This is a genomic window from Aeromonas sp. S41-2 (genome assembly GCF_027705845.1).
Classification (GTDB): Bacteria; Pseudomonadota; Gammaproteobacteria; order Enterobacterales; family Aeromonadaceae; genus Aeromonas; species Aeromonas hydrophila.
This window is the reverse complement of the sequence record NZ_JAPDCG010000004.1, coordinates 72,062-85,628: the sequence shown is the minus strand read 5'-3', so window position 1 is coordinate 85,628 and position 13,567 is coordinate 72,062. Positions and strand designations below refer to the sequence as shown.

Genomic DNA, 13,567 nt, shown 5'->3' with positions numbered 1-13,567 from the left:
AATTTAACCATGAGCGACGTAATCAAAAAGTTCCTCAAGCTGGAGGCCGCCTCCGGAATAATTCTGATCATGGCGGCCATGCTGGCGATGATCCTGGCCAACAGCGGCCTGGCCGGCGGCTATCAGGCCTTCCTCGATACCCAGGTGCAGGTGCGCATCGCCGCCCTCGACATCAACAAGCCGCTGCTGCTCTGGATCAACGATGGCTTCATGGCCGTCTTCTTCCTGCTGGTCGGCCTCGAGGTGAAGCGCGAGATGCTGGAAGGGGCCCTCTCTTCCCGGGTGCAGGCCACCTTCCCGGCCATCGCCGCGGTGGGCGGCATGCTGGCGCCCGCGCTCATCTATGCCTTCTTCAACTACTCGGACGAAGTGGCGCGCGCCGGCTGGGCCATTCCCGCCGCCACCGACATTGCCTTCGCCCTCGGGGTGATGGCGCTGCTGGGCAAGCGGGTACCGGTGAGCCTCAAGGTGTTCCTGCTGGCGTTGGCCATCATGGATGACCTGGGCGTTATCATCATCATCGCGCTGTTCTACACCCAGCAGCTGTCGCTGACGGCGCTGGCGATCGGCATCCTGGCGATCCTGACCCTGCTGTGGATGAACCGCCGCGGCGAGGATCGGATCAGCCTCTACATGCTGGTGGGGCTGGTGCTCTGGGTGGCGGTGCTGAAATCGGGCGTCCATGCGACCCTGGCCGGGGTCATCGTGGGCTTCATGATCCCGCTCAACGGCAAGCGCTATGCCTCGCCGCTCAAGCAGCTGGAGCATGCCCTGCACCCCTGGAGTGCCTACCTGATCCTGCCGCTGTTCGCCTTTGCCAATGCCGGGGTGTCGCTGGAGGGGATCGGTCTTTCCGCCCTGCTGAGCCCGGTGCCGCTCGGCATCATGCTGGGGCTGTTCATCGGCAAGCCGCTCGGGGTGTTCACCATCAGCTGGCTGGCGGTGAAGCTCGGCATTGCCCAATTGCCCAACGGGGTCAATTTCAAACAGATCTTCGCGGTCAGCATCCTGTGTGGCATCGGCTTTACCATGTCGATGTTCATCGCCTCGCTGGCCTTCGAGCACGGCGGATTGGATTACGGCAGCTATTCGCGCCTCGGGATCCTGGTGGGATCGACCCTGGCGGCGATCGTCGGTTATCTCGCCCTGCGCATGGCGCTCCCGAACCGGGAGGCCGACCAAAGCACGGAGGGGCTATGAAAAGACTAGGATGGCTGGCCTTGCTGGCGCTGAGCCAGACGGCCTGGGCCGGCAGTCTGCGGGATTGCCAGCAGGATGCGGCCTCGGCCGGCTGCTCGGCCTACCTCAACGGGGTGGTCGACAGCGCCCTGATGCTGGGGGACAAGCAGGCCAAGGCCCAGTTTGGCGAGACCTTCGCCGAGCGGGCGCTGAGCAGCCGGGCCGGCGAGCGGGTCAAACAGTCCAACAAGCGTTACTGCGGGGAGCGGATGCCGGATCCGGCCCGCCTCAAGGCCCATCTGCAGGCGCAGTTCGACGCGAACAAGGTTGACTCGATCAGCGACATGTATGACATTCTGGCGGCTGAACTCAGTTGCTACCGGAGTCCGCGCAGCGCGGGAACCCCATCGGATGTCACACCTTAATTACAACCATCTCTACTATTTTTGGATGACTCAGAAGAAGGGCTCCGTCACGCAAGCGGCGGAAGCCCTCTTCTTGACGCCGCAGACCGTCACCGGCCAGATCAAGCTGCTGGAGCAGCGCCTGGGCGGCAAGCTGCTGATGCGCAAAGGGCGTTCCCTCGAGGCGACCGAGCTGGGTCAGCTGGTGTTTCGCTATGCCGACAAGATGTTCAGCCTCTCCTACGAGATGCTGGATATCGTCAACTACCGCAAGGAGAGCCAGATCCTGTTCGACGTCGGCATCGCCGATGCGCTCTCCAAACGCCTTGCCAGCCGGGTACTGCTCTCCGTCATCCCCAACGACGGTTCCATCCACCTGCGCTGCTTCGAATCGACCCACGAGTTGCTGCTGGAACAGCTGAGTGAACACAAGCTCGACATGATCCTCTCCGACTGCCCGGTGGACTCCAGCCAGCACGCCGGCCTGCTCTCCAAACGGCTCGGTGGTTGCGGGGTCAGCTTCTTCTGCAAGGCGCCACTGCCATCGCTCCCTTTTCCCGCCTGTCTGGAGGAGCGCAAGCTGCTTATCCCGGGTCGGCGCACCGCCATGGGTCGCCAGCTGACCCAGTGGTTCGAACAGCAGGGCGTATCGCCCAGCATCCTCGGCGAGTTTGACGATGCGGCCCTGATGAAGGCGTTCGGCTTCTTCAATCAGGGCATCTTCATGGCTCCCACCATCTATCGGGAGGAGATCCTGGAAGGGGAGGAGGTGATGCTGCTGGGGGAGACCCAGGATCTGATGGAGGAGTACTACGTCATCTTCGCCGAACGGATGATCCAGCATCCGGCGGTAAAACGGGTATGCGAGAGCGATTTCTCCTTTCTGTTTGCCGGTCAGGAGGATTTCACCACGATTCAACCGGCAACCCTGTCATTTTAAATCGACGGGCCACAGAGTATGATTCTTGCCTCGAACGAGAGGGAATGAGATGCAACTGGAAGAGATGGAGGCAAATGCAAGCCGGGCGGTCGCTCTGCTCAAGGCGCTGGCCAACGAGCGGCGCTTGTTTATCCTGTGTCAGCTGCTGGAGCGGGAGCTGTCGGTGGGCGAGCTCAACGAGCGGCTGGGTTTGAGCCAGTCGGCGTTGTCACAGCATCTGGCTGTGTTGCGGCGGGATGAACTGGTGGAGACGCGCAAGGAGGCCCAGACGATCTACTATTCGCTGCGCAGCCACGAGGTGCGCGAGATGATAGGATTGCTGCACAAGTTGTACTGCAGCGAACAGAAATAAAAAACCGGCACGAAGGCCGGTTTTTTTAGCTTTGTTCAGCAGATGCTGAATTAAGCCATAGCTTTGATCTGGGCAGACAGGCGGCTCTTGTGACGAGCAGCTTTGTTCTTGTGGATCAGGCCTTTGGTCGCCATACGATCCATGATCGGCTGAGCAACAGCGAAAGCGGCAGTCGCGGCAGCCTTGTCGCCGGAGGCGATGGCAGCGATGACTTTCTTCAGGTAGGTACGGGTCATGGAACGACGGCTGGCGTTGTGCTGACGACGTTTCTCTGACTGAAGAGCGCGCTTCTTAGCAGATTTGATGTTAGCCAAGGTAAAACTCCTAAAACTGTCTTAGCGAGTGTATTGAAAAGGCCCGGAAATATGCCTTCTCAACCACATATTGTCAAATGATTTGTGCAAATAAACACCGCCCCCCGGTGGTGTGTCAGATGGGAGACGGTTAAACTGTCGGCCGATTCTAACAGCATTCTTTTCTTTTCGACAGTTCCAGAGGCCTCGTCTTGAGTAAGAAATTGATCAAATCCGGCATGATAGTGTCCGGAATGACGTTGGCGTCCCGCGTGATGGGCTTGGTGCGCGATGTGGTCATCGCAAATCTGCTCGGTGCCGGGGTGGCCGCAGACGTCTTCTTCTTTGCCAACCGCATTCCCAACTTTCTGCGTCGTCTGTTCGCTGAAGGTGCTTTCAACCAGGCCTTTGTTCCCGTGATGACGGAGTACAAGAAAAAGGGCGACGAGAGCGAGGTGCGCGAGTTGCTGGCCGCAGTAGCGGGCACCCTCGGGGGGATCGTCACCGTGGTCACCCTGCTCGGGGTGCTGGGCTCCGGGGTGCTGACCGCCCTGTTTGGCTGGGGCTGGTTCTGGGACTGGTTGCACGGCGGGCCGGCGGCCGAGAAGTTCGAGATGGCGAGCCTGATGCTCAAGATCACCTTCCCCTATCTCTGGTTCATCACCTTTACCGCCATGGCGGGGGCCATCCTCAATACCTTCGGCCGCTTCGGGGTCTCCTCCTTCACACCGATCTTTCTCAACATCACCATGATCGCCGCCGCCTGGTGGATCTCGCCCTGGCTCGACGACCCCGAACTGGCGCTGGCCATCGGTGTGTTCCTCGGCGGTCTGGTGCAGTTCCTGTTCCAGTTCCCGTTCCTGCGCCAGATCAACATGCTGGTGTGGCCCAAGTGGGGTTGGCACCATCCGGGGGTGGTGAAAATCCGCACCCTGATGATCCCGGCGCTGTTCGGAGTGTCGGTCAGTCAGATCAACCTGCTGGTCAACACTATGCTCGCCTCGTTCCTAGCGACTGGCGCCATCAGCTATCTCTACTACTCGGACCGACTGCTGGAGTTCCCGCTCGGCATGTTCGGTGTCGCCATCAGCACCGTCATCCTGCCGGCGCTGGCCAAAAAACACGTGGATGCCGATCCGGCCGACTTCTCCCGCACCATGGACTGGGGGGTACGGATGGTGATGCTGCTCGGTCTGCCCGCCATGGTGGGTATCGCCGTGCTGCGCGAACCCATTCTGCGGGTGCTGTTCATGCGCGGTGAGTTCGGCTTGCACGAGGTGAGCATGTCCAGCGCCAGCCTGCTGGCATCCACCACGGGCCTGCTGTCGCTGATGCTGATCAAGGTGCTGGCCCCCGGCTACTACGCCCGCCAGGATACCCGCACTCCGGTACGGATCGGGATGATGTCGATGGCGGCCAACATGGCCTGCAACCTCATCTTCATCTATCCGCTCGGTTACGTGGGGCTGGCGCTGTCGACTGCCTGCTCGGGCACGCTGAACGCGGCCCTGCTGTTCAAGGGGCTCCATCAGCAGAACGTCTACCGGCCCTCCCGCCACACCGGGGTATTCTGCCTCAAGCTGCTGACCGCAAGTCTGCTGATGGGGGGCGTGCTCCTCTACCTCTCGCCGGATCTGGCCCAATGGGGCGCCTGGCACATGAGCAAGGCGAGCATGCAGCTGACCATGCTGCTGGTGCTGGGGGGCGCCATCTATGCCGGTGTCCTGCTGACGCTGGGCATTCGGCCAAAAGATCTGAGAGCGGGGCGGGATGACTGAGTCGGCGCGCCATGGCGATTGAAGTCCCGCCTGAGCCAGCAATCAGGGCGGGATGGCTGAAATCGGGTCAGCAACAGGGCTGACCCAGAGTGCCGCCTGATATATAATCCGGCGATTTTCATAGCAGCGACGCACAAGGCATTGATGGAGCTTATCCGCGGTATTCACAATATCAAGCCCCGTCACCGGGGGTGTGTATTGACCATTGGCAACTTTGATGGGGTTCATCAGGGTCATCATGCCGTGCTGTCTCGCCTGCAGGAAAAAGCAGCCCAGCTGGGCCTGCCGGCCTGCGTCATGCTGTTTGAACCGCAGCCGCTGGAGCTGTTTGCCGGGGCTGCGGCGCCGGCCCGCCTCAGCCGCCTGCGGGAGAAGTATGAAGCGCTCAAGGGGATGCAGATCGATCGCATGCTCTGCGTGCGCTTCAACCATCGCTTCGCCGAGCAGTCCGCCACCACCTTCATCGAGCAACTGCTGGTGGAGAAACTCGGCGTGCACTATCTGGTGGTGGGCGACGATTTTCGTTTCGGCAAGGGACGGGAAGGGGACTTCCACCTGCTGGAAGAGGCCGGTCGGCGCTTCGGTTTCGAGGTGATCAGCACCCAGAGCTTCCAGTTGTCCCGTCAGCGGGTCAGCAGCACGCTGGTGCGCGAGGCCCTCGCGGCCGGCCGCATGGCGGAGGTGGAGCTGATGCTCGGCCGCCCCTATACCATCAGCGGCCGGGTGGCCCACGGCGACAAGCTGGGCCGCACCATAGGTTTTCCCACCGCCAATCTGGCCCTCAAGCGCCAGGTGATCCCGGTCGGTGGCGTGTTCGCGGTGGAAGTGTTATGTTCCGGCAAGACCTTCCCCGGTGTCGCCAATGTGGGTGTACGGCCGACCTTGAGCGGTACACAAGCCAGATTGGAAGTACATCTATTTGATTTTTCTGGCGACCTATATGGTCAACAGGTCAAGGTGCTGCTTCGCCACAAGCTGCGCGAAGAGCAGAAGTTTGCCTCTTTCACCGCCTTGAAAGAGCAGATCGAACGAGATGCCCTGGCGGCCCGAGCCTGGTTCGGGCTGCCACTACTCCATTTACCCAGCACTCTTTTAGAAAAGAAGGGAACCCAGGACTGATGAGCGACTATAAACACACCCTGAATCTTCCGGAAACCGAGTTTCCGATGCGTGGCGATCTGGCCAAGCGCGAACCCAACATGCTGAAACGTTGGTACGATCAGGATCTTTACGGCGCCATTCGCCGCGCCAAAGCGGGCAAGCCTTCGTTCATTCTGCACGATGGCCCCCCCTATGCGAACGGCAGCATTCACATCGGTCACTCGGTCAACAAGATCCTCAAAGACATCATCATCAAGTCCAAGGGCCTCTCCGGTTTCGACTCCCCCTACGTGCCGGGCTGGGATTGCCACGGTCTGCCCATCGAACTGAAAGTAGAAGGCATGGTCGGCAAGCCGGGCGAGAAGGTCTCCGCCGCCGAGTTCCGCGCCGAGTGCCGCAAATACGCCAAGACCCAGATCGAAGCGCAGAAGACCGACTTCATCCGACTGGGCGTGCTGGGTGACTGGGAACACCCCTACCTGACCATGGACTTTGGCACCGAAGCCAACATCATCCGCTCCATGGCCAAGATCGTTGAAAACGGTCACCTGCACAAAGGCTCCAAGCCGGTGCACTGGTGTACCGACTGTGGCTCCGCCCTGGCCGAAGCCGAGGTGGAGTACTACGACAAGAACTCCCCCTCCATCGACGTGCGCTTCAAGGCTGTCGACGAAGCGGGTGTTGCCGCCAAGTTTGACTGCGCCGAAGGCCATACCGGCAAGGGCCCGATCTCTGCGGTGATCTGGACCACCACTCCGTGGACTCTGCCCGCCAACCGCGGCATCGCCATGCACGCCGATCTGGACTATGCGCTGGTGCAGGTGGAAGGCGAGCATCCCGAGCGTCTGATCCTGGCTGCCGAGCTGGTCAAGGACGTGATGGATCGCGCCGGTATCGAGCAGTTCCATAACCTGGGCTACGCCAAGGGCGCTGCGCTCGAGCTGCTGCGCTTCAACCACCCCTTCTACAGCTTCGACGTGCCGGTGGTGCTGGGTGACCACGTCACCCTGGATGCCGGTACCGGTGCCGTACACACCGCCCCAGGCCACGGTCAGGAAGACTTCGTGGTCGGTCAGAAGTACGGTCTGGAAGTCGCCAACCCGGTTGGCAGCAACGGCGTGTACCTGCCGGATACCGAACTGTTTGCCGGCCAGCACGTGTTCAAGGCCAACGCCTCCGTGGTCGAGGTGCTGACCGAGCGCGGCGCCCTGCTGCACCACAAGGTGTTCAACCACTCCTACCCGCACTGCTGGCGTCACAAGACCCCGATTATCTTCCGTGCCACCCCGCAGTGGTTCATCAGCATGGAGCAGAAGGGTCTGCGCAAGCGCGCGCTGGAAGAGATCGAGCGCATCGAGCAAGACGGCATCAAACAACACGGCCAGAGCGGCTGGGTGCCTGCCTGGGGTAAAAACCGCATCCAGGCGATGGTCGAGAACCGTCCTGACTGGTGTATCTCGCGTCAGCGTACCTGGGGCGTGCCCATCTCCCTGTTCGTCCACAAGGAGACCCAGGAGCTGCACCCTGAATCCGTGCGCCTGATGCACGAAGTGGCCAAGCGGGTCGAGCAGTCCGGCATCCAGGCCTGGTGGGATCTGGACAAGGCCGAGCTGCTGGGCAGCGACGCCGACCTGTACGACAAGGTGCCTGACACCCTGGACGTCTGGTTTGACTCCGGTTCGACCCACTCCTCCGTGGTCGACGCCCGTCCCGAGTTCAACGGCAACCCGGCCGACATGTATCTGGAAGGCTCTGACCAGCATCGCGGCTGGTTCATGTCCTCCCTGATGATCGGCGTGGCGATGAAAGACAAGGCTCCCTACAACCAGGTGCTGACTCACGGCTTCACCGTGGATGGCCAGGGTCGCAAGATGTCCAAGTCCATCGGCAACGTGGTGAGCCCGCAAGACGTGATGAACAAGCTGGGTGCCGACATCCTGCGTCTGTGGGTCGCCAGCACCGACTACACCGGCGAGATGACCGTCTCCGACGAGATCCTTAAGCGCTCTGCCGATGCCTATCGCCGCATCCGCAACACCGCCCGTTTCCTCTTGGCCAACCTGAACGGCTTCAATCCGGCGACCGACATGGTGGCGCCTGCCGACATGGTGGTGGTGGATCGCTGGGCCGTGGGTCGTGCCAAAGCGGTACAGGCCGAGATCATGGCGGCGTTCGACGAGTACAACTTCCACGGTGTGACCCAGAAGCTGATGCAGTTTTGCTCCATCGAGATGGGCTCCTTCTACCTGGACGTCATCAAGGACCGTCAGTACACCGCCAAGGCTGACAGCCTGGCCCGTCGCTCCTGCCAGACCGCCCTCTATCACATCGCCGAAGCCATGGTGCGCTGGATGGCGCCGATCATGAGCTTCACCGCCGACGAGATCTGGGCGCTGCTGCCGGGTGAGCGCGGTGAGTTCGTGTTCACCGAGGAGTGGTATGACGGCCTGTTCGGGCTGGAAGCGGGTGAAACCCTCAACGACGATTTCTGGGCCGAGATCCTCACCGTTCGCGGTGAAGTGAACAAGGCGCTGGAAGTGGCTCGTGGCGAGAAGCGTATCGGTGGCTCCCTGCAGGCCGAGCTGACTCTGTTTGCCAAGCCGGCACTGGCTGCGCGTCTGAACGCCCTGGCCGATGAGCTGCGCTTCGTGCTGCTCACCTCCAAGGCCAAGGTTGTCAGCGTCGATGCCGCTCCGGCAGACGCCGTGGCGACCGAGCGCGATGACCTGTGGCTGAGTGTGGCCCAGTCTGCCGCCGCCAAGTGCGACCGCTGCTGGCACCATGTGGAAGACGTGGGCACCATCGCTGGCCACGAAGAGATCTGTGGCCGCTGCGTCACCAACGTCGAGGGTGACGGCGAAACTCGTCAATTTGCCTGATGAACATGACTCACCATAAAAGCGGCCTGCGTTGGCTGTGGCTGGCAGTGCTGGCCTTTGTACTGGACCAGGCGAGCAAGCTCGCCGTGGTCAAGTTGCTGCCATTTGGCTACCCGGGGGTGGAGATCACCCCCTTCTTCAACCTGGTCCATGTCTACAACAAGGGGGCTGCTTTCAGCTTCCTGGCCGATCAGGGCGGCTGGCAGCGCTGGTTCTTCGCGGTGCTGGCGTTTGCCATCTGCGGCTTGCTGATCCACTGGCTGCGCAAGCAGTCCGTCGCTCAGCGCTGGAGCGGCATCGCCTACTCGCTGATCATCGGCGGGGCGCTCGGCAACGTGTTCGACCGGCTGGTGCTGGGTCACGTGGTCGACTTCCTCGATTTCTACTGGCAGCGCGCCCACTGGCCGGCGTTCAACCTGGCGGACAGCTTCATCTTTATCGGGGCCGCCATGATAGTGCTGGACGGTTTTCGCAGTGAGAAGAAGAAGGACGTGACGCCATGAGCCAGCCGATTGCGGCAGACAGCAGCGTGCTGTTCCACTTCGCCATCAAGCTGGAAGATGGCTCGGTGGCCGACAGCACGGCGCTGCAAGGCAAGCCTGCCCGCCTGCGGATGGGCGATGGCAGCCTGACCTCCAGTTTCGAGCAGTGCCTGCTGGGGCTGCGCGAAGGGGAGAGCAGGAGCTTCACGCTGGCGCCGGAAGAGGCCTTCGGCCTCTCCAATCCCGACAACATCTACCATCTGGACCGCGCCAAGTTCGGTGCCGATGTAGAGCCCAAGGTCGGCACCATCATCCTGTTCGACCAGCCCAACGGCAGCGAGCTGCCGGGTATCATCCGGGCGGTGGCAGGCATGTCGGTGACGGTCGATTTCAACCATCCCCTGGCTGGTCACACCGTCACGTTCGAGGTGGAGATCCTGGGGGTTGATGACGAGGAAGCGGTTCACTGATGAATATTCTTCTGGCCAATCCCCGTGGTTTCTGTGCCGGTGTCGACCGGGCGATCAGCATCGTCGAGAGCGCGCTGGAGAAGTTCGGCGCCCCCATCTATGTCCGTCACGAGGTGGTGCACAACCGCTACGTGGTGAACAAGCTCAAGGAGGCGGGCGCCGTCTTCGTCGAAGAGCTGGATGAGGTGCCGGACGACAGCATCGTCATCTTCTCCGCCCACGGCGTCTCCAAAGCGGTGCGCGAGATGGCCAAGTCCCGTGCCCTCAAGGTGTTCGATGCCACTTGCCCGCTGGTGACCAAGGTGCACATGGAGGTCCATCGCGCCAGTCGCAAGGGCTCCGAGGCCGTGCTCATCGGTCATGCCGGTCACCCCGAGGTGATCGGCACCATGGGGCAGTACGAGAATCGCGAGGGGGGCATGTATCTGGTGGAGACGCCGGAAGACGTGGCCAAGCTCAAGGTGAAGAACCCGGACGACCTCTGCTTCGTCACCCAGACCACCCTCAGCGTGGACGAGACCTCGGACGTGATCGATGCGCTGCGCAAGCACTTCCCCAACATTCAGGGGCCGCGCAAGGACGACATCTGCTACGCCACCCAGAACCGCCAGGACGCGGTGCGGGAGATGGCGGGGCTGGTGGACGCCATGCTGGTGGTGGGGTCGCGCAACTCCTCCAACTCCAACCGCTTGCGGGAGCTGGCCGAGAAGGTGGGGGCCAAAGCCTACCTCATCGACGACGCCTCCATGATCGAGGCTGACTGGCTGGCGGGAGTAGAGGCGATCGGCGTCACCGCCGGTGCTTCCGCCCCCGAGGTGCTGGTGCAGTCAGTCATCACGCGCCTGCGCGAGCTGGGCGGCAAGGTGGTGGCCGAGCATCCCGGTCGTGAAGAGAACGTGGTGTTTGAGGTGCCGCCGGAGCTGCGCATCCTTTGAGTCAGCCATCCCGTGCGGGATAGTGTCATGAGTGCCTGAGCCACCTCCTGTGAGGTGGCTTTTTCATGGGCGATTCTTATGACTCTTGTTGCCCGGTTTGTGGCGAGATTGCAGCGAAATTTGATGATGTATGTCCAAGATCTGAGTAGATTGAATTGCAAGCGAAGGTCTGCGGTCTAGACTGCTGATGATCTTCTCATCTGGCTTGATGGCACATGGATATGCGAACGAGCCTCCCCGACAAAATCAGAGCGAAACAGGATGTTTTTGCGTTCAGGTTTTAGCCTCATCGAGCTGATGGTCACCGTTGCGCTCATCTCTATCCTGCTGACGTTGGGAGTTCCCTCCTTTAGCGCGATATTGCGCAACATGACGCTGACCAGCCAGGCCAACAACTTCGTGGCCGCCATCAATCTCGCCCGATCCGAAGCCATTCGCCGCAATACCGCAGTCACGCTCTCCGCAACCGCCAGCAACCTGACCCAGAACCACTGGGAATCGGGCTGGCAGATCTGGGTCGACCGCAATGGCAACGGCACCCTCGACAACGGCGAACTGCTGCGGCTCTTTCCCGACATGGGCGCCGGCACCCTGGTCAGCAATACGTCGCTGGTCCGCTTCAGTGGCAATGGCTTTCTCGACGGACGTCAGCAGGTGGCGCTGGTGTTCTCTCTGCAGCCGCCGGAGTGTGCCCAAGAGGCATCGCGCGACATCACGATCACCCCGGCCGGACGCCCATCCATCGTGGAGACCAGCTGCATATGAAACGACATCAGGGGGTATCTCTGCTTGAGATCATGATTGCCGTGCTGGTGCTGTCGATCGGCATTCTCGGCATGGCAACCCTGCAGTTGCAGGCGCTCAAGAGCAATCAATCGGCGCTCACCCGCACTGAAGCGACCCAGTTCGGCTACATGATCACCGACATGATGCGGGCCAATCGCAGCGCGGCCCTGCTCGGTCAATACAACGTCGGATTGGGAGAGGCTGTCTCCGGCAGCTCGATGGCGATACAGGATGTGCAGTACTGGAAACAGGCGCTGACCGGCCTGCCGGGCGGTGACGGGGCCATTGCCGTCAGCGCCGGGCAGGCGACCATCACCATCCAGTGGGATGCCAGCCGGCTGGCCACCGAGCCTGCGCTGCGCAGCATGACCCTGAGGACGGATCTGTGAGCGGGCGGCGTACCTTGTTGCGTCAGGCCGGTGTCGGTCTGGTGGAGGTGATGATCGCCCTGCTGCTGTCACTGCTGACGGTCGGGGTGATCATTCAGGTGCTGCTTGGCAACCACAAAACCTATCTGACCGGCGAGGCCATCGCCCGGGTTCAGGAGGACAGCCGGTTTGCCGTCAACCTGCTGCAGCAGGAGCTGCGGATGGTGGGCTACCAGGGTTGCCTCAGCAAGCAAGGGGTCAACATCACCAACACCCTTAACGGTGGTACGGCACTGCCCTACAACTTCACCGTCTATCTGCGTGGCTATGACAATGTCACTGCGACGCTGCCCACTGCGTTGTCGGCCCTGTTTACCGCTGCCGAGCCCAAACCCAAACCGGGAACCGACGTGCTGCTGGTGCAGGGGCCGACCGGCGCCGGGGTGCCGGTCACTCGCAACAACAGCGCCGCCCAGCTGTTCGTGCAGCAACTCTCCAGCAAGGCCAACTACTGCGGTACCGGCAAGCAGGGCTACAGCGACTTGTGCGAGGGGGACATCGTCATGGTGTCCGACTGTCAGAAGGCGCGGATCTTCCAGATCACCCAGACCCAGGTGGTGGGGGGCGGCAGCGAGGTCAACATCGGCCACTCCAACGACAACAAATACACCCCGGGCAATGCCGTCAGCTCCTGGGGCGGCGCCAGCAGCCCGGTCGAGGAGCGCTTCGGTGCCGGCTCGGTATTGAGCCGGATGGAGACCCGGATCTATTACATTGCCCGGCCCTCTGCCAACGCGCCCTATGCCCTTTATCGCAAGAGCGGTCTGGCTGCCGGCATGCTGCTGGTGGACGGGGTCACCGATGTTCAGCTGACCTTCGGCGAGGATCAGAACCGGGATCGGGCGGCGGATCGCTATGTGAGTGCCGCCAGCAACCCGAACTGGGACAACGTGCTGGGGATCGGTGTTCAACTGCTGATGCGCAGCGGTCAGGGTAATGTGGTATCGGATCCGCAGGCCATCAGCTTTGCTGGCGCCACCTTCCAGGCTGTCGACAATCACTGGTACTGGGTGGCCGAAACCACGGTCGCCCTGCGTAACCGGCTGCCATGAGGAGGGAGGCATGATGGCTCGACAAGGGGGAATGGCGTTGGTGATCAGCCTGATTTTTCTTGCTGTGGTGAGCCTGCTGGCAATGGCCAGCATGCAGAGCGCCCTGCTGCAGGAGAAGATGGCGGGCAACCAGAAGGAGTCACAGCAGGCGCTGCAGGCGGCGGAGGCGGCACTGCGTGCTGCCGAGCGCTATCTGGAGGCGGGTAGCTCAGGCCCCTACGACAACAGTGCCGGCCTCTATGAGTTCGTCAGCGTGGCGGTGGATCCTGCCTCTCCCTCCACGGCCTGGCGCACCTATGCCAATATCGGCCTGACCGGACGGGCCCCCGAATATTTCATCGAGCGGTTGCCCTATACCCAGGGCAGCAACGAGAGTCTGGCGGTTGACGAGCCCATCAGCGAGCGCCGCCTTTATCGCATCACGGCAAGAGGATTCGGACTCTCGGACGAGAGCCGGGTGCTGTTGCAATCGACCTACAGCCGCTAGG

Annotated in this window: 16 protein-coding genes; 14 read left to right on the top strand and 2 right to left on the bottom strand. The window is 61.7% G+C overall.

Annotation, left to right across the window (positions count from 1 at the left end; all coding sequences use genetic code 11):
• Nucleotides 1–9: 9 nt before the first annotated feature.
• The 4 genes from nhaA to OKC44_RS11075 are packed head-to-tail and all read left to right on the top strand — an operon-like array spanning nucleotide 10 to nucleotide 2,875.
• Complete coding sequence (gene nhaA / locus OKC44_RS11090; RefSeq protein ID WP_270812849.1) at nucleotides 10–1,200, top strand: Na+/H+ antiporter NhaA; 1,191 nt, start codon at nucleotides 10–12, stop codon at nucleotides 1,198–1,200.
• The gene (locus tag OKC44_RS11085; protein ID WP_270812846.1) at nucleotides 1,197–1,604 is read left to right on the top strand and encodes a hypothetical protein; all 408 of its coding nucleotides are present in this window, start codon (nucleotides 1,197–1,199) and stop codon (nucleotides 1,602–1,604) included. The genes nhaA and OKC44_RS11085 overlap by 4 nt, the downstream gene beginning before the upstream one ends.
• On the top strand, nucleotides 1,591–2,523 hold the full coding sequence (gene nhaR / locus OKC44_RS11080; protein ID WP_017409027.1) for a transcriptional activator NhaR: 933 nt from the start codon (nucleotides 1,591–1,593) through the stop codon (nucleotides 2,521–2,523). The genes OKC44_RS11085 and nhaR overlap by 14 nt, the downstream gene beginning before the upstream one ends.
• A 49-nt stretch (nucleotides 2,524–2,572) precedes the next feature.
• The gene (locus tag OKC44_RS11075) at nucleotides 2,573–2,875 is read left to right on the top strand and encodes an ArsR/SmtB family transcription factor (RefSeq protein WP_270812844.1); all 303 of its coding nucleotides are present in this window, start codon (nucleotides 2,573–2,575) and stop codon (nucleotides 2,873–2,875) included.
• Nucleotides 2,876–2,925: 50 nt separating this feature from the next.
• Here the strand turns inward: OKC44_RS11075 and rpsT are convergent, their stop codons facing one another.
• Nucleotides 2,926–3,189 (bottom strand): 30S ribosomal protein S20, encoded by a 264-nt coding sequence (gene rpsT, locus OKC44_RS11070; protein ID WP_005308808.1) that lies wholly within the window; start codon nucleotides 3,187–3,189, stop codon nucleotides 2,926–2,928.
• A 191-nt stretch (nucleotides 3,190–3,380) separates the two neighbouring features.
• Between rpsT and murJ the strand changes: the two genes are divergently transcribed.
• Entirely contained in the window at nucleotides 3,381–4,946 is a 1,566-nt protein-coding gene (murJ, locus tag OKC44_RS11065) for a murein biosynthesis integral membrane protein MurJ (protein WP_270812840.1), read from the top strand.
• Nucleotides 4,947–4,988: 42 nt separating this feature from the next.
• Here murJ and OKC44_RS11060 read toward each other — a convergent pair whose 3' ends face one another.
• On the bottom strand, nucleotides 4,989–5,186 hold the full coding sequence (locus OKC44_RS11060; protein WP_162183721.1) for a hypothetical protein: 198 nt from the start codon (nucleotides 5,184–5,186) through the stop codon (nucleotides 4,989–4,991).
• Between OKC44_RS11060 and ribF the strand changes: the two genes are divergently transcribed.
• The 9 genes from ribF (at nucleotide 5,091) to OKC44_RS11015 (ending at nucleotide 13,566) form a co-directional block, all read left to right on the top strand.
• Entirely contained in the window at nucleotides 5,091–6,065 is a 975-nt protein-coding gene (ribF, locus tag OKC44_RS11055) for a bifunctional riboflavin kinase/FAD synthetase (RefSeq protein ID WP_017409028.1), read from the top strand. The genes OKC44_RS11060 and ribF overlap by 96 nt on opposite strands.
• Entirely contained in the window at nucleotides 6,065–8,926 is a 2,862-nt protein-coding gene (gene ileS / locus OKC44_RS11050; RefSeq protein WP_044799149.1) for an isoleucine--tRNA ligase, read from the top strand. The genes ribF and ileS overlap by 1 nt, the downstream gene beginning before the upstream one ends.
• Nucleotides 8,926–9,429: a signal peptidase II gene (gene lspA, locus OKC44_RS11045; protein ID WP_011704644.1), complete on the top strand. Its 504-nt coding sequence runs from the start codon at nucleotides 8,926–8,928 to the stop codon at nucleotides 9,427–9,429. Before ileS ends, lspA begins: the two co-directional genes overlap by 1 nt.
• The gene (fkpB, locus tag OKC44_RS11040) at nucleotides 9,426–9,878 is read left to right on the top strand and encodes an FKBP-type peptidyl-prolyl cis-trans isomerase (protein ID WP_219312834.1); all 453 of its coding nucleotides are present in this window, start codon (nucleotides 9,426–9,428) and stop codon (nucleotides 9,876–9,878) included. Before lspA ends, fkpB begins: the two co-directional genes overlap by 4 nt.
• Entirely contained in the window at nucleotides 9,878–10,813 is a 936-nt protein-coding gene (gene ispH, locus OKC44_RS11035; RefSeq protein ID WP_101614745.1) for a 4-hydroxy-3-methylbut-2-enyl diphosphate reductase, read from the top strand. The genes fkpB and ispH overlap by 1 nt, the downstream gene beginning before the upstream one ends.
• A 261-nt stretch (nucleotides 10,814–11,074) precedes the next feature.
• Nucleotides 11,075–11,578, top strand: a complete 504-nt coding sequence (gene tppE, locus OKC44_RS11030; protein WP_011704647.1) for a type IVa pilus pseudopilin TppE — start codon at nucleotides 11,075–11,077, stop codon at nucleotides 11,576–11,578.
• Nucleotides 11,575–11,988 carry a type IVa pilus pseudopilin TppB gene (gene tppB, locus OKC44_RS11025; protein ID WP_016349429.1) on the top strand — a complete coding sequence of 138 codons (414 nt, stop codon included), beginning with the start codon at nucleotides 11,575–11,577 and terminating at the stop codon, nucleotides 11,986–11,988. The genes tppE and tppB overlap by 4 nt, the downstream gene beginning before the upstream one ends.
• A complete protein-coding gene (locus OKC44_RS11020; RefSeq protein ID WP_118881926.1) occupies nucleotides 11,985–13,079 on the top strand; it encodes a PilW family protein in 1,095 nt (364 codons plus the stop codon). Before tppB ends, OKC44_RS11020 begins: the two co-directional genes overlap by 4 nt.
• A gap of 10 nt (nucleotides 13,080–13,089) precedes the next feature.
• The gene (locus tag OKC44_RS11015) at nucleotides 13,090–13,566 is read left to right on the top strand and encodes a pilus assembly PilX family protein (protein WP_118881925.1); all 477 of its coding nucleotides are present in this window, start codon (nucleotides 13,090–13,092) and stop codon (nucleotides 13,564–13,566) included.
• The last annotated feature ends 1 nt before the right edge of the window (nucleotide 13,567 follow it).

What these genes read in the sequence shown, in the direction of transcription:
- tppB (WP_016349429.1), top strand. Translation starts at nt 11,575, where the DNA reads ATGAAACGACATCAGGGGGTATCTCTGCTTGAGATCATGATTGCCGTG.
- tppE (WP_011704647.1), top strand. Translation starts at nt 11,075, where the DNA reads ATGTTTTTGCGTTCAGGTTTTAGCCTCATCGAGCTGATGGTCACCGTT.
- nhaR (WP_017409027.1), top strand. Translation starts at nt 1,591, where the DNA reads ATGTCACACCTTAATTACAACCATCTCTACTATTTTTGGATGACTCAG.
- OKC44_RS11060 (WP_162183721.1), bottom strand. Translation starts at nt 5,186, where the DNA reads ATGATGACCCTGATGAACCCCATCAAAGTTGCCAATGGTCAATACACA.
- OKC44_RS11075 (WP_270812844.1), top strand. Translation starts at nt 2,573, where the DNA reads ATGCAACTGGAAGAGATGGAGGCAAATGCAAGCCGGGCGGTCGCTCTG.
- lspA (WP_011704644.1), top strand. Translation starts at nt 8,926, where the DNA reads ATGAACATGACTCACCATAAAAGCGGCCTGCGTTGGCTGTGGCTGGCA.
- OKC44_RS11085 (WP_270812846.1), top strand. Translation starts at nt 1,197, where the DNA reads ATGAAAAGACTAGGATGGCTGGCCTTGCTGGCGCTGAGCCAGACGGCC.
- ribF (WP_017409028.1), top strand. Translation starts at nt 5,091, where the DNA reads ATGGAGCTTATCCGCGGTATTCACAATATCAAGCCCCGTCACCGGGGG.
- fkpB (WP_219312834.1), top strand. Translation starts at nt 9,426, where the DNA reads ATGAGCCAGCCGATTGCGGCAGACAGCAGCGTGCTGTTCCACTTCGCC.
- ileS (WP_044799149.1), top strand. Translation starts at nt 6,065, where the DNA reads ATGAGCGACTATAAACACACCCTGAATCTTCCGGAAACCGAGTTTCCG.
- OKC44_RS11015 (WP_118881925.1), top strand. Translation starts at nt 13,090, where the DNA reads ATGATGGCTCGACAAGGGGGAATGGCGTTGGTGATCAGCCTGATTTTT.
- ispH (WP_101614745.1), top strand. Translation starts at nt 9,878, where the DNA reads ATGAATATTCTTCTGGCCAATCCCCGTGGTTTCTGTGCCGGTGTCGAC.
- nhaA (WP_270812849.1), top strand. Translation starts at nt 10, where the DNA reads ATGAGCGACGTAATCAAAAAGTTCCTCAAGCTGGAGGCCGCCTCCGGA.